At 36.9% G+C, this 21,952-nt stretch carries 22 protein-coding genes; 6 read left to right on the forward strand and 16 right to left on the reverse strand.

Translation table 11 applies throughout. The features are described from left to right. The coding region (locus tag AB3X49_RS02845) for a DUF441 domain-containing protein (RefSeq protein WP_000625507.1) at nt 1-460 on the reverse strand (460 nt) is incomplete at its 3' end. A gap of 431 nt (nt 461-891) precedes the next feature. On the opposite strand from AB3X49_RS02845, the gene ytvI reads away from it, so the two are divergent. Continuing rightward, a complete protein-coding gene (gene ytvI / locus AB3X49_RS02850) occupies nt 892-2,010 on the forward strand; it encodes a sporulation integral membrane protein YtvI (protein ID WP_002143350.1) in 1,119 nt (372 codons plus the stop codon). Between the two features lie 474 nt (nt 2,011-2,484). On the opposite strand, the gene AB3X49_RS02855 is transcribed toward ytvI, so the two are convergent. From AB3X49_RS02855 to dnaE, 8 genes are all read right to left on the reverse strand, one after another. Next, complete coding sequence (locus AB3X49_RS02855; RefSeq protein ID WP_002088939.1) at nt 2,485-2,874, reverse strand: FxsA family protein; 390 nt, start codon at nt 2,872-2,874, stop codon at nt 2,485-2,487. 231 nt (nt 2,875-3,105) lie between these two features. Further along, nucleotides 3,106-4,863 (reverse strand): pyruvate kinase, encoded by a 1,758-nt coding sequence (gene pyk, locus AB3X49_RS02860; protein ID WP_002015497.1) that lies wholly within the window; start codon nt 4,861-4,863, stop codon nt 3,106-3,108. Between the two features lie 53 nt (nt 4,864-4,916). Then, nucleotides 4,917-5,876 (reverse strand): 6-phosphofructokinase, encoded by a 960-nt coding sequence (pfkA, locus tag AB3X49_RS02865; protein ID WP_002034288.1) that lies wholly within the window; start codon nt 5,874-5,876, stop codon nt 4,917-4,919. Nucleotides 5,877-6,004: 128 nt separating this feature from the next. Further along, nucleotides 6,005-6,979, reverse strand: a complete 975-nt coding sequence (accA, locus tag AB3X49_RS02870; protein ID WP_000818787.1) for an acetyl-CoA carboxylase carboxyl transferase subunit alpha — start codon at nt 6,977-6,979, stop codon at nt 6,005-6,007. Then, nucleotides 6,967-7,836, reverse strand: coding sequence for an acetyl-CoA carboxylase, carboxyltransferase subunit beta (accD, locus tag AB3X49_RS02875; protein WP_002015500.1), 870 nt, complete (start codon nt 7,834-7,836; stop codon nt 6,967-6,969). Before accD ends, accA begins: the two co-directional genes overlap by 13 nt. A gap of 185 nt (nt 7,837-8,021) precedes the next feature. Beyond that, entirely contained in the window at nt 8,022-8,666 is a 645-nt protein-coding gene (locus tag AB3X49_RS02880; RefSeq protein WP_367960411.1) for a FadR/GntR family transcriptional regulator, read from the reverse strand. Nucleotides 8,667-8,680: 14 nt separating this feature from the next. Beyond that, entirely contained in the window at nt 8,681-9,889 is a 1,209-nt protein-coding gene (ystJ, locus tag AB3X49_RS02885; RefSeq protein WP_161793975.1) for an NADP-dependent malic enzyme, read from the reverse strand. 133 nt (nt 9,890-10,022) lie between these two features. Then, nucleotides 10,023-13,355 (reverse strand): DNA polymerase III subunit alpha, encoded by a 3,333-nt coding sequence (gene dnaE, locus AB3X49_RS02890; protein ID WP_367960413.1) that lies wholly within the window; start codon nt 13,353-13,355, stop codon nt 10,023-10,025. A gap of 42 nt (nt 13,356-13,397) precedes the next feature. Between dnaE and AB3X49_RS02895 the strand changes: the two genes are divergently transcribed. Further along, nucleotides 13,398-13,811 (forward strand): YtrH family sporulation protein, encoded by a 414-nt coding sequence (locus tag AB3X49_RS02895; protein WP_002015507.1) that lies wholly within the window; start codon nt 13,398-13,400, stop codon nt 13,809-13,811. Beyond that, complete coding sequence (gene ytrI / locus AB3X49_RS02900) at nt 13,808-14,311, forward strand: sporulation membrane protein YtrI (RefSeq protein ID WP_002088948.1); 504 nt, start codon at nt 13,808-13,810, stop codon at nt 14,309-14,311. Before AB3X49_RS02895 ends, ytrI begins: the two co-directional genes overlap by 4 nt. Nucleotides 14,312-14,363: 52 nt before the next feature. Here the strand turns inward: ytrI and AB3X49_RS02905 are convergent, their stop codons facing one another. Beyond that, nucleotides 14,364-15,296, reverse strand: a complete 933-nt coding sequence (locus AB3X49_RS02905; protein ID WP_002160252.1) for a DHH family phosphoesterase — start codon at nt 15,294-15,296, stop codon at nt 14,364-14,366. Nucleotides 15,297-15,611: 315 nt separating this feature from the next. Between AB3X49_RS02905 and AB3X49_RS02910 the strand changes: the two genes are divergently transcribed. Beyond that, nucleotides 15,612-15,917, forward strand: coding sequence for a YtpI family protein (locus AB3X49_RS02910; RefSeq protein WP_002138595.1), 306 nt, complete (start codon nt 15,612-15,614; stop codon nt 15,915-15,917). 7 nt (nt 15,918-15,924) lie between these two features. Here AB3X49_RS02910 and AB3X49_RS02915 read toward each other — a convergent pair whose 3' ends face one another. Beyond that, complete coding sequence (locus AB3X49_RS02915) at nt 15,925-16,188, reverse strand: DUF3949 domain-containing protein (protein WP_367960417.1); 264 nt, start codon at nt 16,186-16,188, stop codon at nt 15,925-15,927. A 211-nt stretch (nt 16,189-16,399) separates the two neighbouring features. Next, on the reverse strand, nt 16,400-17,713 hold the full coding sequence (locus AB3X49_RS02920; RefSeq protein WP_002088951.1) for a CBS domain-containing protein: 1,314 nt from the start codon (nt 17,711-17,713) through the stop codon (nt 16,400-16,402). A gap of 247 nt (nt 17,714-17,960) precedes the next feature. Between AB3X49_RS02920 and AB3X49_RS02925 the strand changes: the two genes are divergently transcribed. Further along, entirely contained in the window at nt 17,961-18,119 is a 159-nt protein-coding gene (locus AB3X49_RS02925; protein WP_002088953.1) for a hypothetical protein, read from the forward strand. A gap of 40 nt (nt 18,120-18,159) precedes the next feature. On the opposite strand, the gene AB3X49_RS02930 is transcribed toward AB3X49_RS02925, so the two are convergent. Continuing rightward, the gene (locus AB3X49_RS02930) at nt 18,160-18,843 is read right to left on the reverse strand and encodes a metal-dependent hydrolase (protein WP_367960438.1); all 684 of its coding nucleotides are present in this window, start codon (nt 18,841-18,843) and stop codon (nt 18,160-18,162) included. 149 nt (nt 18,844-18,992) lie between these two features. On the opposite strand from AB3X49_RS02930, the gene pepQ reads away from it, so the two are divergent. Beyond that, nucleotides 18,993-20,090 carry a Xaa-Pro dipeptidase gene (gene pepQ / locus AB3X49_RS02935; protein ID WP_367960419.1) on the forward strand — a complete coding sequence of 366 codons (1,098 nt, stop codon included), beginning with the start codon at nt 18,993-18,995 and terminating at the stop codon, nt 20,088-20,090. Nucleotides 20,091-20,135: 45 nt separating this feature from the next. On the opposite strand, the gene AB3X49_RS02940 is transcribed toward pepQ, so the two are convergent. The 3 genes from AB3X49_RS02940 to AB3X49_RS02950 all read right to left on the reverse strand — a co-directional run bounded on the left by AB3X49_RS02940 (nt 20,136) and on the right by AB3X49_RS02950 (nt 21,909). After that, nucleotides 20,136-20,342 (reverse strand): hypothetical protein, encoded by a 207-nt coding sequence (locus AB3X49_RS02940; RefSeq protein WP_002088956.1) that lies wholly within the window; start codon nt 20,340-20,342, stop codon nt 20,136-20,138. Nucleotides 20,343-20,405: 63 nt separating this feature from the next. After that, on the reverse strand, nt 20,406-21,419 hold the full coding sequence (locus tag AB3X49_RS02945) for an anti-sigma factor (RefSeq protein ID WP_367960421.1): 1,014 nt from the start codon (nt 21,417-21,419) through the stop codon (nt 20,406-20,408). Continuing rightward, nucleotides 21,400-21,909: an RNA polymerase sigma factor gene (locus AB3X49_RS02950; protein ID WP_016102969.1), complete on the reverse strand. Its 510-nt coding sequence runs from the start codon at nt 21,907-21,909 to the stop codon at nt 21,400-21,402. The genes AB3X49_RS02945 and AB3X49_RS02950 overlap by 20 nt, the downstream gene beginning before the upstream one ends. Between the last annotated feature and the right edge of the window lie 43 nt (nt 21,910-21,952).

A 21,952-nucleotide genomic window follows, 5' to 3' on the forward strand; every position in this document is an offset into this window, starting at 1 on the left:
ATTTAAACATCTGTATAATACTCATAACTGCGTAGGCAATTCCAGCCCCAATTAATGGACCTACAGCGACTCCATTAAATAAAGCTACAGCTATAATTGTCCCAAAAACAAGTGCGGTTGTAATATGTGGGTCCGTCGTCAATAATTGTACGCCGCCTTTCGCTAACAAAGCGACCGCCACACCTGAGGCTAAAGCAATCCATGCATAATACGATTTCGCTGCTTCTCCGAGTTGTTTAAAGCCTATTTCTCCTGTCGCAATCGGTACGAGCACTGCTATTGTAATGACTGTTACACCAAGGTTAATCCCTTTCGTTTGTAGATAAGGAAAGACTTTATCTCCTAAAAACGTAAACTTCAATAAGAATAACACTCCAATAGCTACAGTAAGCGATTGGTTTTTAGCAATAAGTCCTATAATAAGTAGTATGAATAAAAATAACGTTGACTGACTAATCATGTTTGCACTTCCTTTCTGAAAATAATGAACTCGCTTCCAAACAAAAATACCTTTAAACCTATCGTTATACATGCTATATCGATGCGTATTTACCAATTATAATAAAGAAACAAATTGATTTTCATGTGCATTTCAAAATTACAAACAAGACTTTAACCAGAAAAAAATAAAGCATGCATATACATTTAAAAGCGGATGTCTCTCCTTTCTTTTATAATAAGAAACAGGTAAAATAAAAAGGAGAGAAAATGAAGTTTTTACCATATAGTAGAAGCATCACCAACAAGCTTCTGTAGTCATTAATCCGCTGCAGAAGCAGGCTAAATCCATCATTCCACTATAACATAAAGTGAAACTTTGATCAGTGAATCTCACTAGTTATAAGTTGAACGAATTAGGATAATCCAAATTGGAATGGGAGGTATACATCTTTGAACCGAAACTTACTATATATGATATTACGACTCATGTTTGTCATTGTAGCAACGGTAGTTGGGTTCTATGCATTGCTGTACATGTCAGGCCTTATCTACCCTTTTATTATCGCTTTTGCATTCGCTTATTTGATTAATCCTGTCGTCAATTTCCTTAATCAAAAACTACAATTCCCTCGCGCATTAGCGGTACTCGTTAGCTTAATTCTCGTATTCGGAGCTATCGTTGGACTTGTTACATACCTTGTAACTGAAGCAATATCTGCCACAACGTACTTACTACAAATTGTTACAGTTAAGTTTCCAGATATCGTTGCATTCGCCCAACAATTTGCACTTAATCATATTATGCCTCTCTATGATGATTTAATCTCTAAATTTAATCATCTCGGAGAACCACAGCGATACACTATTACACAAAACATTCAAAACTTAGGCACCGAAGCAACGACACAAATGAAAGAACTTTTAACCGCCATTATAAGTGGGTTAACAAATTTCATTAGTGCATTACCAACAACTTTAACTGTCCTTGTCTTCGTCTTATTAGCCACCTTCTTCATTAGTTACGATTGGCACCGTCTTGCTCATAAAGTAAGAAAACTTCTACCTAATCGTTTGCATGGATACGGAAAAACTATTTTTGTCGATTTAAGAAAAGCTTTGTTTGGTTTTGTTAAAGCGCAACTTACACTCGTATCTATGACAACTATCATTGTACTAATCGGCCTTTTAATATTACGCGTGCCATACGCAATTACTATCGCGATTATTACAGGGGTTGTAGATTTACTCCCGTATTTAGGAACTGGAGCCGTCTTCGTTCCTTGGGTTATATACGTATTTTTCACAGGCGATACTGCATTCGCCATCGGTCTTCTCATCCTATACATCGTCGTGATTGTCCAAAGACAAATCATGGAGCCAAAAGTACTTTCATCTAATATTGGACTAGATCCATTAGCGACACTCATCGCTCTATTTGTCGGCTTTAAGCTCTTTGGTTTTTTAGGATTAATCATCGGTCCAGTCATATTAGTACTACTTAATACATTACACAAAGCTCATGTATTCCACGACTTATGGAAATTCATTAAGGGTTCACCATCAAAATAATATTTCCTAATTCATACACAATAAAAAATCAACTGTAATCAGTGGGAAATTCCCACTGATTATTCACTGTACTTTTTTGTACTACATACATCTATAAGAGAATTTCCTAAAAAAGGATAATCCTCTTATTTTTTTGCATAAAAACGCATATTTTAGGACAAAAATACATTTTTATTCTATATACTTTATAATTATTAATTACATTTATTACTTTTTATGTAAATGAATGAATATACAAAACAAGGCAGATGAACCCTTTAATCAGTAATTTTTCTTCTCCTGTCTAACTTCTGCTCACTAGTCGAATCTTACTACAAGCAAAAAACATCATCCTAACGTAACACTTTTCATTCACAAGAACCCTCTGCATCCTATCGTTTAATAACTAACAAAAATCCAACCCGATCAGGAAGCTAACAATTGACTATAAGTGGCAAATAAAAAAATAACGCGTAGATCGCTATAATCTACGCGTTATTTCTGAACAATAATAGTAGTTCTCTTTCTAAATTTCCAATCAATCCACTTCATAACAGCCGGCTTCAATAAAGCCCTCGTTATAGGAACAACAAAGATAAAACCTATTATATCCGTCACATATCCAGGCAGCACTAAAAGAATACCTCCTACGAATATAAAAATACCATCTAGAACCGCATCACCCGGCATTTCTCCTCTATTTAGCCTAAATTGAATCTCTCTAAGTACTTTAAACCCTTGTCGTTTCGCCAAATATACACCCACAATACCCGTAAATACAATCATAGCGAACGTAGACCATAAACCTATTACATGACTCGACCCTATTAACACCGTAATCTCAATCGCCGGCACTAAAATAAGTAAGAACAGTAACCACTTCATAGCTCGCACTCCTTCATATTTCATTTAAAAGGTTTGAAAGTATCACCCTTGCAAAACCCCTTATAAGCCCCTTAAAACGCTCATACAAGCTTCACAAGGGACAAATAACCCTCTCCCACTAAACATTATAATAAACGTTTTTCAAAGCGATTTCAGGTATTTAAAGCTATCTCTATCCTTTTTTGTGTAAAAAAAAGAGAAGGACTCCGATCCTTCTCTCCGTATTACTTCTTATAGCACTTCCGCATGTCCATTATAAACAATTCCGCGTGCTGCATCAACTGTTACTTCTTGGCCATTTTTTAAAGTTGTTGTTACGCCGTTTACACCAACGATAACAGGAATACCGATTGATACACCTACAACAGCTGCATGGCTTGTTAGACCGCCTTCTTCTACAACTAGAGCAGCAGCTTTTTCAATTGCAGGAATCATATCTTTATCTGTGCTTGTTGTAACAAGGATATCACCTTTGTTTACGTTCGCTACAGCTTCAGCAGCTGTTTTCGCTACAACTACTTTACCTTTTGCAGATTTACGACCGATTCCTTGCCCTTTAGCAACTTTTTCACCAACAACGTGGATTTTCATTAAGTTTGTTGTACCAGTTTCAGCAACTGGAACACCAGCAGTGATTACTACAGTATCTCCAAGTCCGATTAGACCCGCATCCATACCTGTTTGAATTGCTGTATCTAACATTTCGTCAGTAGAAGCTGCACGTTTCTCAGACATAAACGCTTGAACACCCCAAACAAGTGCAAGACGACGTCCTACTTGCTCGTCAGATGTTACAGCTACGATTGGAGATTTCGGACGGTATTTAGAGATCATTTTCGCAGTATGTCCACTTTCTGTTGGAGCTACGATTGCAGCTACATCAAGAGCAAGTGCTGTGTGCGCAACAGATTGGCTAATTGCATCTGTAATTGTTGGTGTGAACTCTTTAATACGTTTTTTGAACATATCTTCATATTGTAATGATTTTTCAACACGTACCGCAATGTTAGCCATCATCGTTACAGCTTCTACAGGGTATTGACCCGCAGCAGTTTCACCTGAAAGCATGATTGCATCTGTTCCATCGAAGATTGCGTTTGCTACGTCACTTGCTTCCGCACGAGTTGGACGTGGGTTACGTTGCATAGAATCTAACATTTGTGTTGCAGTAATAACTGGTTTGCCTAATACGTTACATTTTTTGATTAGACGTTTTTGTACTAATGGTACTTCTTCTGGTGGAATTTCTACACCCATATCACCACGAGCAACCATTAAACCGTCAGAAACTTCTAAGATTGAATCGATGTTGTCGATACCTTCTTGGTTTTCGATTTTTGGTACGATTTGGATGTATTGAGCGTTATGCCCTTCTAATAATTCACGAATTTCTAATACATCAGATGCCTTACGTACGAAAGATGCTGCGATGAAATCAACTTTTTGCTCGATACCGAAAACGATATCTTGCACGTCTTTTTCAGTGATACCCGGAAGCTTAATGCTTACGTTTGGTACGTTAACACCTTTTTTATTTTTTACAGTTCCGCTGTTTAATACTTTTGTACGGATGTTTCCGTCAGCTTTCTCGATTACTTCTAGTTCGATAAGACCGTCATCGATTAGAATACGAGAGCCTGGATCAACATCATCATAAAGGCCAGCATAAGATACAGAGAACTTCTCTGCAGTTCCTAATACTTGTTCAGTAGAAAGAATTACTTCTGCACCTGTTACAAGCTCAGCTTGTCCGTCTACGAAGTCATGTGTACGGATTTCTGGACCTTTTGTATCAAGTAAGATACCAACTGTTTTACCAGTTTTCTTTGAAGCTTCACGAATATTTTTAATACGAGCTCCATGCTCTTCATGGCTACCATGAGAGAAGTTTAAACGAGCAACGTTCATACCCGCTTCCATTAATTGCTCTAATTTCTCAATACTTTCACTAGCAGGACCTATAGTACATACAATTTTAGTTTTACGCATATTGCACCTCCGAAAATTATGAAACCGTTCCCAAATACAAGGCATTAAGCCGATTAGATAGATAATTCTTTAGATAATTGATACATATCTTTATCGATTGTATGCTTTTGAGCTAACGCTTCGATAATGTCATGATCAACAAGTTTATTATTTTGAATACCAACACAACGTCCGCCATTACCAGCAATTAATAATTCAACTGCTCTTGCGCCAAGACGACTAGCTAATACACGGTCTTGTGCACTTGGTGATCCACCACGTTGTACGTGACCTAATACAGTTACACGAGTATCAAAGCTTGTTGCTTCTTCAATGTGCTTACCGATGTCAATTGCACTTCCAACACCTTCAGCTACAACGATAATACTGTGCTTTTTACCACGTTCACTACCGCGTTTCAGACGAGCGATAACATCTTCCATGTCATACTTTTCTTCTGGAATTAAGATAGTTTCTGCACCATCAGCTAAACCAGCCCATAATGCGATATCTCCAGCGTGACGTCCCATTACTTCGATAACATATGTACGTTCATGAGATGTAGCTGTATCACGGATTTTATCAATTGCATCAATAACAGTGTTTAAAGCTGTATCAAAACCAATTGTGAAGTCTGTTCCAGGGATATCATTGTCGATTGTACCTGGTACACCTACACATGGGAATCCTTGCTCAGTTAGTTTTTTTGCGCCTTGGTACGAACCATCTCCACCAATAACGACAAGTCCTTCAATACCATGTTTCTTTAATTGCTCGATTCCTTTTAGTCGTACTTCTGGGTCTTTAAACTCAGGACATCTTGCTGTATATAATTTTGTACCACCACGGTGGATAATATCGCCAACAGAACCAAGTTCTAATTTTTCAATATGACCAGAAATTAAACCAGCGTATCCATGGTAAATACCATATACTTCAATATCATGGAAAATCGCTTTACGAACAACTGCACGAATGGCAGCATTCATACCAGGTGAATCTCCACCACTTGTTAATACACCAATACGTTTCATTTGTACTCACCTCATAAAGATTATTTGCCTTATAATAAAATAACACGAAAAAATACAAAAACACAATGGAGAAGATGTGTCTTTTCATAATAAAAACGTGCATTCGCGAAGAGGAACGCACGCTTTTCTTATTTTATCCCAATGGAAGCGTTTGAAAACGAAACTTGCCCAATTTTCATATATTTTTCATAACGTTTTTCGATTAATTCATCTTTCGAAATTCCGCTTAATTGTTCAAAAGTTTTCTTAAGCATTAAATCTATATTTTCTGATTGTTTCAAAACATTACGATGTGCTCCGCCTTTTGCCTCTGGAATAATTTCGTCAATTACACCTAATTCTTTCAAATCTAATGCTGTAATTTTCATCGCTTCTGCAGCTTCTTTTGCTTTACCAGCATCTTTCCAAAGAATCGCCGCCGCACCCTCTGGTGTAATAACAGAATAAGTGGAATTTTCCAGCATATGAATGTAATCTCCTACTCCAAGACCTAACGCACCACCACTACCACCTTCACCGATAACGATACAAATAACAGGTACAGTTAAACCCGCCATTTCAAATAAATTACGGGCAATTGCCTCACTTTGTCCACGTTCTTCAGCTGCTTTACCAGGATAAGCTCCCTTCGTATCGATGAAACAAATAATGGGACGATTAAACTTTTCCGCTTGTTTCATTAGACGCAGTGCTTTTCGATATCCTTCTGGATGAGGCATCCCAAAATTACGACGAATATTTTCTTTCGTATCTTTTCCGCGTTGGTGCCCAATTACAGTTACGGGCATCCCCTTATATTTCGCAATGCCGCCGACAATCGCTGCATCGTCGCCAAATAGGCGATCTCCATGACATTCAAAAAAATTAGTAAATAAGTGCTCAATATAATCGAGCGTTGTCGGTCGTTCTGCATGACGAGCAATTTGAACACGGTCCCATACTTTCATATTGCCGTATATATCTTCCTCTAGTTTTTCTAGCTTGTCTTCCAAAATACGAATCTCCTCACTGAAGTCCATCTGGCTGTTTTTCGTATAGTCTTTCAGTTCACGGATCTTATTTCTTAGCTCAACAACTGGTTTTTCAAATTCTAGCTCTGCCATACAGCCATTTCCCCCCCTTGATGAACTTCTAAAATCTTACGGAGTGATTCTCTCATATCATCACGATGCACCACCGCATCTAATTGACCGTGCTCTAGTAAAAATTCTGCCGTTTGGAAATCTTCCGGCAGTTTCTCACGCACTGTTTGTTCAATTACGCGTCTACCAGCAAATCCGATAAGTGCACCTGGCTCTGCCAGATTGTAATCACCAAGTGAAGCGAAACTCGCTGAAACCCCGCCCGTCGTTGGGTGAGTCATAACAGAAATAAATAACCCTCCTGCATTACTATGCTTTTTCAAAGCTACGCTTGTTTTTGCCATTTGCATTAAACTTAATATCCCTTCTTGCATACGAGCACCACCCGACGCAGTAAAGATAATAAATGGAACTTGTAAGTCGTATGCCTTTTCAACCGCACGGGCAATTTTCTCTCCTACAACAGAGCCCATGCTGCCCATTCGAAAACGAGAATCCATTACTGCAACAACAACAAGCATGTCATCAATTGTTCCTTCACCAGTTACAACCGCTTCATTCAATTTAGTCTTCTTACGATCGTTTTCTAGTTTCTCTTCATATCCCGGAAACTCAAGTGGATTTAGTGAAACCATCTCTTTGTCATACTCACGAAATGAACCTTCATCCAATATACTATCAAGGCGTTCCCATGCATTCATTGGATGATGATATCCACAATTCACGCATACTTTTAAATTTTTAAGAAGCTCTTTCGTATACATGATTTTTTTACATTTCGGACATTTTGTCATAACGCCATCTGGTACATCTTTTCGTACTTGTTCTGAAGGTATTGCAGCGTACTTTTTCTTTTTCACGAATAAATCTCTTAGCACAATTTGACCCCCTTCATTGAGAGCTAAGGTTAGCGTAAGAAGAAAATGGGGCTAACACCAATGTTTGATGTTAGCCTTATCTTCTCAATCTGTCTAATAACCTCTCTCTTTACGTTTAACTTTAACCGCTATGCGGTAGAATGTTTGTCATAACGTGTCATGGTCATTTCGACAAATTTTATACATTACGAGTGAAACTGTATATTCTCTACTAATTCATCGTAAATTTTTAACGCATCATTTTCTTGTTTCACTTCCAAAGTAGCATAAAGCTTTCTATACATTTCGATAGAATCTCCTGAAACTTCACAAGAAAGAGTTGCAACGTAATCATTTACGATCATCCAAATGCGATAGAGTAAATAATTATTGAATTGTTCAATAATTGTTTTAAAGAACGTTTGATGAAGCACCGGAATTGAGCTTTCATTTTCTTCAAGCACTTGGTGTAATTTACTTAGTACTTCAGAAAACGTTTCTTTCGGTAAATTACATACAAGTCGAATCATATCTTTCTCAAGCAATCGTTTTGTTTGTAATAAATCACGAATTGTTTTCTCATCTTGCAGCAAGAACGGAGCAATTAATTGTACAAGACCGTTATCGTAAAAGTTTCGAATAAACGTTCCCTCACCACGTCTCGTTTCAATTAATCCTACCAGTTCTAACGCACGTAATGCTTCTCTTACAGAGGAACGTCCAACATTTAAGCGTGAACTTAACTCACGCTCAGATGGCAAACGATCCCCTGCTACTAAACAATCCTCTTCCATAATGGAACGGATTTTTTTTACAATTTCGAGATATACTTTTGTATTTGATGATGTCAATGGAAATTCCTCGCTTATTCTTTACCAATCAGCGCTAATTGTTTTGTTTTCTCAGCGACTTCATTTGGATCTACTTGACGGCGAGCTACTCCTGTCTCCATTGCTGCTTTCGCAACGTAAGCCGCTACTTGAGGCGCTACACGCGCGTCAAATGGTGCTGGAATGATATGATCTGCATTCAACTCATCCTCTGATACAAGCTCTGCAATGGCCTGTACAGCTGCCATCTTCATTTCTTCATTAATTTGTGTCGCATGTACATCAAGTGCACCGCGGAAAATACCTGGGAACGCTAGTACATTATTTACTTGGTTCGGGAAGTCAGAACGACCTGTTCCAACAACAGCTGCGCCCGCTGCTTTTGCCAATTCTGGCATAATTTCTGGAACTGGATTCGCCATTGCAAAAATAATTGCATCGTCATTCATTGTACGAACCATCTCTTCAGTTAATGCACCTGCTGCAGATACACCAATGAATACGTCCGCACCTTGTAAAACGTCAGCTAAAGAACCTTCTATACGACTCTTATTTGTATATTTTGCAACTTCATCTTTCACCGGATTCATACCGACAGGACGACCTTCATAGATTGCACCTTTACGGTCACACATAATAACGTCACGTACACCATAGCGATATAAAAGTTTAATGATTGCAATACCTGCTGCACCTGCACCATTTGCGACAACTTTAATGTCAGACATTTTCTTTCCAACTAACTTCAGCGCGTTCACAAGGCCTGCTACTGTTACGATAGCTGTTCCGTGTTGATCATCATGGAATATTGGAATGTTTGTCTCTTTTTTCAAACGCTCTTCAATAACGAAGCAGTTTGGCGCTGCGATATCTTCTAAGTTTACACCGCCAAAAGTTGGCTCCATTAATTTTACAGTTTCAACAATTTTATCTACATCGTTTGTATTTAAGGCAATCGGGAATGCATCTACACCAGCAAAGCTCTTGAATAATACAGCTTTACCTTCCATTACTGGAAGAGATGCTTCTGGTCCAATGTTACCAAGACCAAGTACAGCCGTTCCATCTGTCACAACTGCTACCATATTTCCCTTCATTGTATATTCATATACCTTACTTTTATCGTCATAAATTTCTTTACAAGGCTCTGCAACCCCTGGAGAATATGCAAGACTTAAATCTTTTGCATTTTCTACTTTTACTTTTGATACAGTTTCTAATTTTCCTTGATGCACTTTATGCATGTGAAGTGCTTCTTCACGAAGTGTTGACAAACTATCCACTCTCCTCAAATTATGCTTGCTGATATCAATTTCTCCAAGTGGTCTGACCACGAACACTACTACTATAATAATCGAAGTGTAGGGAAATTGTCCATTATATTTTCACAACGACATTTTCGTCACCGACAATTTCACGAAGTGCTCCTAGACATTCTTCACTTGGATGAATCGATAAACTTCGAGATAATTGTACCATTTTATGTTCCTTTTCATAATAAATTAGTACTTTCGTAAAACCTGAATAATCAAACAATATTTTCGTAACTTGATTTACAAGCTTTTTTTCATATTGAGACGGCAATTTCACGTAAACAGACGCTTCTTTCATCCCTTCATAAACAGCCATTTCTTCTAGCGGATATAGTCCATTCACGATCCATTGCAACTTATGATTTCTTTGCTCGATCGTACCATCAACTAAAACGATTGCACCTTCTTGTAACCTGTCTGAAAAATGTATATACGTTTCTGGAAAAATAACGGCTTCCATTTCATCATTTTGATCACAGAATGTAATAAACGCCATCTTTTGCAACTTTTTCGTACGAATAACTTTCACACTTGTTATATATACGATCGCTCTTTGTACTTTTTTCTTATGTCGCATCGCCTGAGCAAGAGATGGAATTTCTAATTCTTTTCCTAGTTCCGCATACTGCGCTGTCGGATAGCTAGATAAATAAAAACCGAGTGCTTCCTTCTCTTTATTTAACTGTTCAATAAAGGATAGCTCTTCTCCTTGTACGTATTTTGATTTCGGAACAGCATCCCCTAAATCAAAATCACGTGCAAGATTTGCATACTCCAACGCTCCTTTAAGACTTCTCCATAACGTCGTCCTCGAAACACCAAAACCGTCAAAACAACCAGACCAGACAAACGCTTCTAAATTTCGCTCTGTTACAAATTTTGATGGCATACGAAGACAAAACTCAAATAAATCTTCGAACATTTTTTCCTCTCGTTCTTCGAGTAATGCCGTCACGGTAGCCATTCCGATATTCCGAATCGAAAGTAAACTATATCGAATCGCATTCCCTTCTATTTGGAAGTTGTAACCACTTCTCTGAAGAGACGGCGGTAAAACGTGAAAATCTTTCCGCTTCGTTTCTCGTACATACTGCACAATCTTATCTTCATTTCCAATTGCACTTGATAATAACGCAGTCATAAATTCCAGCGTATAATTTGCTTTTAAATATGCAAGCTGATATCCGATCATACTGTAAGCTACAGCGTGACTTCGGTTAAAACCGTAATTCGCAAATCTTACAATTAAATCATAAATTTGTTCTGAAGATGTCTCATTGTATCCATTTTCCAAACAACCTTGAACAAAATGCTTACGTTCTTGATCTAAAATATCACGATTCTTTTTACTCACTGCACGGCGCAGCAAATCCGCTTCTCCAAGCGAAAATCCAGCTAACTTCGATGCGATTTGCATAATTTGTTCTTGGTATACAATTACGCCGTATGTTCTTTCTAAAATCGGCTTTAAATCCGGATGTAAATATTCAATTTGTCTTTTCCCATGCTTCGATTCAATAAAGGTTGGAATTTGTTCCATCGGTCCTGGTCTGTATAACGAGTTAACAGCGACTATGTCTTCAAATTCATTCGGTTTTAACCCACGAAGTACATTTCGCATACCACCTGATTCAAGCTGGAATACACCTGTTGTATCCCCTCTTCCTAACAATTGAAACGTCTTTTCATCTTGCAGAGGTAAATTTCTTATATCAATTTGTTTCCCAGTTTTTTCAACAATAAATTTTATAATATTTTCAAGTAACGTTAAATTACGTAAGCCTAAAAAGTCCATCTTGAGCAATCCAAGTTCTTCTAATGCATCAGCTGGATATTGCGTAACATAAACATCGTTATGCCCTTCTTGAATCGCTACACTTCCCGTTAACGGTTCTTGGCTCATAATAACGCCAGCTGCATGAATAGACGTATGACGCGGTAATCCCTCTACACGTTTTGCAATTTCAAACACACGCTCATGTAACAGATTCCCTTGTATAAACTCACGGAGCGATTGCGATTCCTCATATGCATCTCTTAACGTTATACCAAGCTTTGATGGGATAAGTTTTGAAAATATGTCAATATCTCTTGGCAGGAGCCCCATTACACGAGCAATGTCTCTAATTGCGGCTTTCGCTGCAAGAGTTCCGAACGTTACAATTTGAGCAACACAAAGCTGACCATATTTATCTTTCACATATCGAATCATCTCATCACGTCTTATATCTGGAAAATCAATATCAATATCTGGAAGTGTCACACGTTCAGGGTTTAAAAACCTTTCAAATAATAATTCATATTCAATCGGATCAATATCTGTAATTTCCAATACGTAAGAAACGAGTGAACCAGCTGCCGATCCACGGCCTGGCCCAGTTAAAATATGATTTTCATGTGCATATTTCATAAAGTCCCATACGATGAGGAAATAATCGCTAAATCCCATACGAGAAATAACATTTAATTCATGATCCAAACGTCCTATATGCGCTTCTTTCGGCGTACCATAGCGTTTCTGCAAGCCTTCTTCACAAACACGGCGCAAATACGTATCATTCGTCTCGTTAGATGGAACAGGAAATTTCGGTAATTGATTTACATGAAAAGGAATTTCTACTTGGCAACGTTCCGCGATTGTTATTGTATTTTGAACCGCTTCCTCAGCATGAGAAAATAGTGCTCCCATTTCATCCGATGACTTTAAATAATACTGATCCGTTTTCATTCTCGGTCTATCTGGATCAGTCATTTTCGTTCCGCCTTCAACAGATAATAAACATTCATGAACAAGTGCGTCACTTTGATTAATATAGCGAACATCATTTGTTGCAACGACTGGAACGTTTACCTTATTAATAAATTCAGGCAGTTTTTCTTGTAAAAGCAGTTCATCTTGAATTGCATGATGCTGCAAACTTATATAAAAATTGCTGAACATATTTTGGTACGTATGAGCTACTTCTTCAGCCAGACTCTCTTTGTCTTCTAATAATAGCTGTTCAATCTCTCCGTCTTTCCCTGGTGAAATTGCAATTAACCCTTTCGCATAATGAGCAAGCCACTTCTTCGGGATACCTTCTTTTGACTTCGTCATAATGCTGCTAGAGATCTTTAATAAATTTTGATAGCCTATTTCATTCTCAGCAAGTAAGACAAGTGGATAAGACCTTTCTTCTTCTTCACTAAAAATAGAAGCTGTTAAGCCGATAATAGGCTGTATACCATTTTTCTTGCATGCTTTATAAAACGGAATAACTCCATACATAACATTTTCATCTGTAATGGCCAGCGATGAAAATCCAAGCTCTTTCGCCCGAATGACAAGCTCATCAATTTTACAAGCACTTTTTAATAAACTAAAAACGGTTTGACATTGTAAATGCACAAACTTCACTGTTGTACCCTCTCTTTACCTATGTGACTACTTTTATTATAGGTGATGAGGAAAGCGGAAATCAAAACATACTTCTCATACTTTGTCCATATATATGAAGAAGAAAGGGGAATGACGATGGATGTAAGAGAACATACTTTTTTCTCTCTGCTTATTATTAGTTATTTTATTGCCTTTGGAGTTATACTTGGTGGTTCATTAATTGGCGGATTTGGTGCATTTCTCATCGGAAAACCAACTCTAACTTATATTAATCAATTCGCCCAAAATTTAAGAATTTGGGCACTCGTTGCAGCAATTGGCGGAACGTTCGATACCTTTTATAGCTTTGAAAGAAGCTTCTTTGGCGGAGATATGAAAGATATCGTAAAACAAATTCTCCTTATTTTTTTTGCAACTGGCGGTATGCAAACTGGTCTTATTATTATTAAATGGCTTACACAGGAACATGTATGAGAGTACCCAGTGCCAATACAGCCAAAAGGTGGTATTTAGTTTTAGCTGGCGCTGCTGTTGGAGGAGTGTTGAGCTGGTTTGTTTTTTTGTACATATACGGTGTTTTTCAAGAAGAACAAACTAGCAAAATAGCAGAACAAAAAGAAATTATCGAAAAACAAGAAGCAAAACTCCACGTCCTTCTCGAAGACCAAGAGAAATTGAACACAGAAAATAAACGGCTCTTAACAATTCAAGAAATCAAAATAAAAATTATAAATCGAAAAAAATATGATTTAGACAATCTTACACTTGAAAACATGACCACTTCTATCCATAATGATCTCCAGCATCTTTTAACGAAAAACATTCAAAGCATCGCAAAAAATAAAGACCTGCTCAAAAAAGTCATCGAAAATAAAACGTACAAACATTACGATCGTATATACCGCTTTAAAGTAGACACAGTCTCTTTTGATACCGTACTTGAAATTAGCATTGATATAGAGAAAGAAAAATAAAAAAAGGAGGGCTTCAGCGCCTCTCCTTCTCTTTCATTCAACATACAACTTCTTATTTACACAGCTCACGTAAATCAGCAAACAGGCGATCTGCTTCTTCCCAAGAAGATGCTTTTGCACCAGAAGCCATCGGATGTCCTCCGCCATTATATTGCATTGCTAATTTATTAATAACTGGTCCTTTTGAACGAAGACGAACACGAATAACATCATCTTCCTCTAAAAATAGAACCCATGCCTTTAATCCATCAATATTACCAAGTGCTCCGACAACACCAGATGCTTCAGTAGAAAGTACATCAAACTCTTCTAGTACCTCTTTCGTTAATTTAATGTACGCTGCACCTTCTTCTACCATCGTAAAGTTTTGTAAAATATAACCGTTTAAACGAGCAATTTTTTCTTTCGTTTTATACATTTCATTGTATAAATCTGTGAATTTTACATCCATGTCAACGAGCTCACTTACGTAACGAAGTGTTTTCGCTGTTGTATTTGGGAATAAGAAACGACCTGTATCTCCAACAATACCCGCTAAAATAAGGCGAGCTGCTTCCTTTGAAATCGTTAATCCTTTATCTTTTCCATAACTGTAAAATTCATAAATCATTTCACTTGTAGAACTTGCTGTCGTATCCACCCATGTAATATCTCCGTACGGGTCTTCATTCGGATGATGATCAATTTTAATTAACATCTTTCCTTTTGCATAACGCTGATCACAAACACGCTCTTGATTCGCTGTATCACAAACGATAACAAGTGCATCTTCATATACACTATCTTCAATATCATCCATTACTCGTAAAAACGATAAAGAAGGCTCGTTGTACCCAACCATATAAATATTTTTCTCTGGAAACGATTCTTGCAGAATTGTACCAAGTCCGCACTGAGAACCTAACGCATCCGGATCCGGACGTACATGACGATGAATAATAATTGTATCAAACTCTTTAATTGCTCCTAAAATTTGCTCATGCATATGTATAATCTCCTTTTTATTCAACTTCTTCATTTTATCCCGCATTAACGTGTAGTAAGACTCCCACCTCAAAAGTATTAAAAACAATGGGGCAAAATTAATTTGGAGCCTGGATGCACGTAAAAGCCCGATTGGTGAGGGCTAATAATTAGTACGTGGGATCTCCCCACACTAATTAAAGTTTCACTTTATCCCCCATTATAACGGAAAACATTTCATACATGCGAACAATTGCTTTATAATAAAAGTTAGAAAGTTTAGATTTTTCTTTTTTCTAAATTGTTATTTTTATACCAATCGATAGGAGCGTGTATTATGCCAATATTCGTCTTTTGTATTATCATCTCATTTGTGTTGTACCTCTTCTACAAAACAAAGTTCTTTCGTACAAACCGTCCAATGGAGAAAGGTTGGCTCTCAGGAAAATCCGCAATGGCACTCGGCTTATTCGTCCTATTCTTTGGGATAAACCAATTCTTTTTAGAACTTTCAACTGCACGCATTATCGTTGGTGTTTTGTTTATTTTACTTGGCAGCGCGAGTACATTTAATGGATTCCGCCAATATAAACATTTTCTACCATTAGCAGTCAAAGAAGCCGAATCTTATAAAACAACGTAAAAAAGCATCAACATTGTGATGCTTTTTTACGTCCCTTCACTTTCAAAATCATATATGCAACAAACGCAGATGGTATATTAAAGGGATTACCTTGCACGTGAAAATGTAATTGTTCTTCTCCAAAAGACATCTGTTTGTATAGTTCTTGCTGAGATAATCCTGTTCGTTTCTTTTTTTCATTTAATCCTTGTAAGTATAAGTATTGAATTGGTATCATCACAAGGAAATAAAAGAGTTCGATACCACCAAAAAAGAGTAATTCTGATGACATATTGCATCCCCCTTCCGACATCCATTATCTTACAATCTAATTATATCATAGTATACAATCTAAACGAATTAATATTCTGTTTTTTCTAATTATACAATCATCTCTCCTTACATATATTTCCCGCTAAAACTCTTCCACATCTTTAGCAACAGCTTCCAAACCCAATAAAACAAAAAAGATGGAACAAACCAAAGCGATTTGTTCCATCTTTTTATTTATCGATCAATTGCACCATAAGTAATGCTTTCCCGACAACATTACCTTCATGATGCACTTCTACATCAATCTTACCAAATTTACGCCCAATTTCTAATACTTTCGGATGAACTGATACAACATTATCAATTTGAACTGGCTTAACGAAATAAATGGTTAAGTTTTCAACAATTAAATCGCTCTTCTTCTGCGCACGAATGACACGGTTTGTTGCTTCTGTCACAATTGTTGTGAATACACCGTAAGATAACGTCCCGATTGAATTCGTCATTTGTGGCGTCACTGAAAATTGATACAAATGCTCATTTTTCGCTTCTTTCGGCGTCATAAATTGGTTCGTTACAATATCATCAATTGTTTCCCCAACTTGCGGTTGACGTTGAATCATTTGCAACGCCTGAAGTACATCTTGGCGACTAATGATCCCTTGCAATTTATTCCCTTCTTCCACAACAGGAAGTAACTCAATACCTTCCCACACCATCATACGTGCTGCAGCTGCGACAGACATTTTTCCGTTTACCGTAATTGGATGCTTTGTCATCACTTTATCAATTGGTGTTTCTTTCACGACACCAATCATATCTTTTGAAGTTACAATACCTAACACCTTTTTATTTTCATCAACAATTGGATAACGTCCATGCATCGTTTCTTCATTATACGCATGCCATTGCTGTACTGTATCATTTGGCTTTAAATATAACGTTTCTTCAATTGGCGTTAAAATATCTTCAACGAGTACAATTTCTTTCTTGATAAGTTGATCATAGATTGCACGGTTAATTAACGTTGCGACCGTAAATGTATCATAACTACTCGAAATAATTGGAAGCTTTAATTCATCTGCTAATTTCTTCACATGATCTTCCGTATCAAATCCGCCCGTAATTAACACTGCTGCCCCAGCTTCTAGTGCTAATTGATGTGCGTTCGTACGGTTACCGATGATAAGTAAATTCCCTGCTTCTGTATAGCGCATCATCGCTTCTAATTTCATAGCCCCGATTACGAATTTATTTAATGTTTTATGTAGTCCTTCTCTGCCTCCAAGTACTTGACCATCGACAATGTTAACGACTTCTGCATATGTCAGTTTTTCGATATTCTCTTTCTTCTTTTGTTCAATTCGAATTGTTCCGACACGTTCAATTGTACTAACATATCCTTTATTTTCTGCGTCTTTAATTGCACGGTAAGCTGTCCCTTCACTTACACTCAAATCTTTCGCAATTTGCCTCACAGAAATTTTATGCCCTACCGGCAGGCTATTAATATGTTCTAAAATTTGATTATGTTTGGTAGCCAAATGGTTTCACCATACTTTCTTTTCCCTAAATTCTTCATGTGTTGTATTTTCAGTATACTATATTTTCAAAACTGTTACACTCTCTCTTTATATGCCTGTACCATTTTTTTTACAACAAAATACCCCTTACATTCCACCAGTCATTCTATTACAACAATGTAATGGTATTGTCATCTCGTTCGATAGTTTGTCCAGACGCTTCAATATACAATTAAGACAAGAAATGAAACAAAGGAGCGAATACATTATGAAAAAATTTTTAGAGGTTGTAGGTGCTGTATTTTTAGCTTTCGTAGATGGAAAAAAAGTTGCAATGGAGTTGAATGAAACACCCGAACAGCCACGTACAAAACGAGAAGAATCAGCTAAACAAATACAGACTTTAAAAACTGTACTACACACATAAAAAACCCTTCACTTGTCATTTCAAATGAAGGGTTTCTTTTTTATAGTGTAATACTTTCTCCAGCTTCTAATACTTTCCCTGTACAATTTTGTAGCTTTCCTACAAATTGATATGGATCTTGTTCAATAACTGGGAACGTATTGTAATGCATCGGTACAACTGTTTTCGCCTCTATCCATTTTGCTGCTAACACAGCATCTTCTGGCCCCATTGTGAAATTACCGCCAATTGGTAAAAATGCTAAATCAATATTATTCAGTTCTCCAATTAACTTCATATCAGAGAATAAAGCAGTATCTCCTGCATGATATACCGTTTTCTCCTCTGCTGTAAACAAAATACCAGCTGGCATACCTGTATATGTAATCGTCTTATTTTCTTCATCAATATAACTAGAGCCGTGGAATGCTTGAGTAAATTTCACCTTTCCAAAGTCAAATTCATGTGAACCACCAATATGCATTGGATGTGTATTTACACCTTGCCATCCTAAAAATGTCGCTAATTCAAACGGTGCCACAACGACCGCATTATTGTTCTTTGCTAACGCTACTGTATCCCCAACATGATCACCGTGTCCGTGCGATAAAATAATCGCATCAACTTTTACATCTTCAGCCTTTAAATCTGTTTTCGGATTTCCCGTTAAAAATGGGTCAATTAAAATAACTTTTCCATTCGTTTCAATCTTTACAACTGAATGCCCGTGATACGATACTTTCATCATTACATTCCTCCCCTATTCACATTCTCACTTTTTATTCTACATGATTTCTCAATTCCCTGTCTTTTCTAACATCGATTTACTTGTCATAACGCTTTCCTCCGATGTAAAGTTATATTTGTAATTAAATATCTCGGGGGTGCCAATCGATGAATGCTAGATTAGAAAATTTAATGCAATGGCTAAAAGAAAAAAACGTAGAAGCTGCGTTCTTAACTTCTACACCGAACGTCTTCTACATGACAAACTTCCACTGTGAACCACATGAAAGACTACTTGGTATGTTTGTATTCCAAGAAAAAGAGCCTATTTTAATTTGTCCTAAAATGGAAGAAGGTCAAGCACGTAACGCTGGCTGGGCACATGAGATTATCGGATTTACTGATACGGACAGACCATGGGATATGATTGCAAAAGCAATTAAAGATCGTGGTATTGATGCAAATGCAATTGCAATTGAAAAAGAACATTTAAACGTAGAACGTTACGAAGAATTAACAAAGTTATTCCCAAATGCAGCTTTCAAATCAGCTGAAGAGAAAGTTCGCGAGCTTCGCTTAATTAAAGACGAAAAAGAACTTTCTATTTTACGTGAAGCAGCTAAAATGGCAGATTATGCTGTTGAAGTTGGTGTAAATGCAATTAAAGAAAATCGTAGTGAGCTAGAAGTATTAGCAATTATTGAGCATGAATTAAAAACAAAAGGCATCCATAAAATGTCATTCGATACGATGGTATTAGCAGGCTCAAACTCTGCTCTTCCACACGGTATTCCAGGTGCAAACAAAATGAAACGCGGCGATTTCGTACTATTTGATTTAGGTGTAATCATTGAAGGTTATTGCTCTGATATTACGCGTACAGTAGCATTTGGTGATATTTCTGAAGAACAAACTCGCATTTACAACACTGTACTTGCTGGACAACTACAAGCAGTTGAAGCATGTAAACCAGGCGTTACATTTGGTGCAATTGACAACGCCGCTCGCTCTGTTATCGCAGATGCAGGTTATGGAGACTTCTTCCCTCACCGCCTTGGTCACGGACTTGGAATTAGCGTACACGAATATCCAGATGTAAAAGAAGGCAATGAGTCTCTATTAAAAGAAGGTATGGTCTTCACAATCGAGCCAGGTATTTACGTACCAAACGTAGGCGGCGTTCGTATTGAAGATGATATTTACATCACAAAAGACGGATCAGAAATCTTAACGAAATTCCCGAAAGAATTACAATTTGTGAAATAATAAAAAAGGTAGCGTGATCGCTACCTTTTTATTAAAGAAGGCCCTTTAAAAAGTGCCTTCTTCTATCTCACTAATATTTATTTGAAATTTCACGATCCAAACTGAGAAAAGGTGGACAAGAAGCGCAAACGCCATACATGCTCCGCTTAAAAAAGTTAGTATAGGATGCGAATACACGTGCCCTAATCCATAGGATATCGCCACGAAAAACATTGTTATGTAAATATAAATTGCTCCATGTATTTGCCTCATATAAACCTCCTTTTCCCATATTATAACATAAATTTTCTGATTATTCACATTAATTAATTGTAATCAATATTTCTCAACTGTTACGCCTCTTACAGCCGCCTTAATATATGGTACTCCTTGTAAACTTTGTAAATCCTCTGTTTTCCCTGTTACAACTACACCGTATATTGGTAGGTCTTTTGGTTTGATGTTTTTTATTTCATTATAGTTTGTCCTAAAATACTCTTGAAATCCCCCTTTATTTTCACTTAAAGATTTCATAGATCCAAGAAACCCCATTGAGTTCCCTTCAATATCCTTGTACTCGTCTTCCTTCTTATCAGCATAACTACCCTCAAAACCAAAAATGTTCATTGATACCTCTGCATTTAACACCGCTCCGGTTTCAGGATCTGCTAGTCCTGTATACGTCTCTGATTTCGTTTCATCATATGTATCTACCCAAAGCCACACAGGTCGTATTCCTTCAGGAAGCATTTTCACTACTTCTTCCGCTGTATATGCCTTATCAAAAGATAGCGCTACCTCTGCAACTTTATTCTGCAATTCACTAATTCTCTCTAAATCATTCACATAGTTTAAATACTTTACAAAAGGTAAATAAAACCGCATTTCTCTTTGCATTGTCTGTCTATTGTAATCTTGTCTTGTCTCAAATTCTGATTGTTTATTTATCTTTTCTTCATCTAAACCTGTATTTCCATTATAATTTATTTGACTATAACCAAAGATCGAATACTCATAAATTTCATCAATCCATTTAACTGGTTGTCCTTGAATGTTTTTATAGGAACTGTACATCATTGTACCGCTAGCTATTCCCATACTTAGTTTTGTATGTCCATTAAAAATAATATTAGGGCCTTGAACACTGTGATATAAATATACTCTCTGATCCATTTCTCGCTTATTCTTTTCATTAAAATAAATTAACAAACTCATACTACCTATAATCAAGACTAATGTCACAACTACTGAAAGTACTAGGTTTCTCCAAAACTGTTTCCTTTTCGCTCTCTTCATCAAAGTCTTCATCTGCTTATCATCCATATTCAAATCAAAGTCCTTCCGACTCATCATTTCTCCTCCTATACAATTTTTTAAATTGATTTCTTGCACGGTACAAACTTGTTTTCACTGTTTCTTCTTTCATACTTAATAAAATGGCAATTTCCTTATAAGATAGTTCATATTCATATTTCAACAGTAAAATATGACGATAATCCTCCGTCATCGTCTCCAGTATTTCTTGTACTTCTCCTTGCAGTTCACTTGTTAAAAGCACTTCATCTAATGACTTTTGACCAATAAGAACGACCGATTCAATCGCAATTGGATTTAGTCTTTTTTCTTTTCGGTGTAAATCTCGGTGCTGATTGATCGCAACTCTAAATAGCCACGGTGTTAAATGCTCTAATGATATTTCCTCCATAAGCAATAAAGCCTTATACAACGTATCTTGCACAATATCTTCCGCTTCTTTTCTATCTGCTCCAATCTTAATTAAGTATCCAAACACAGCTTTTGATTTCTCTATTAATAATGATTCAAACGTATCATGGCTCATTCTGCTCTCCTTTCTATATACTCAACGTTTGAGAGCGTAAAAT

Source organism: Bacillus sp. C30, from assembly GCF_040838255.1.
In the GTDB taxonomy this organism is placed as follows: domain Bacteria; phylum Bacillota; class Bacilli; order Bacillales; family Bacillaceae_G; genus Bacillus_A; species Bacillus_A mycoides.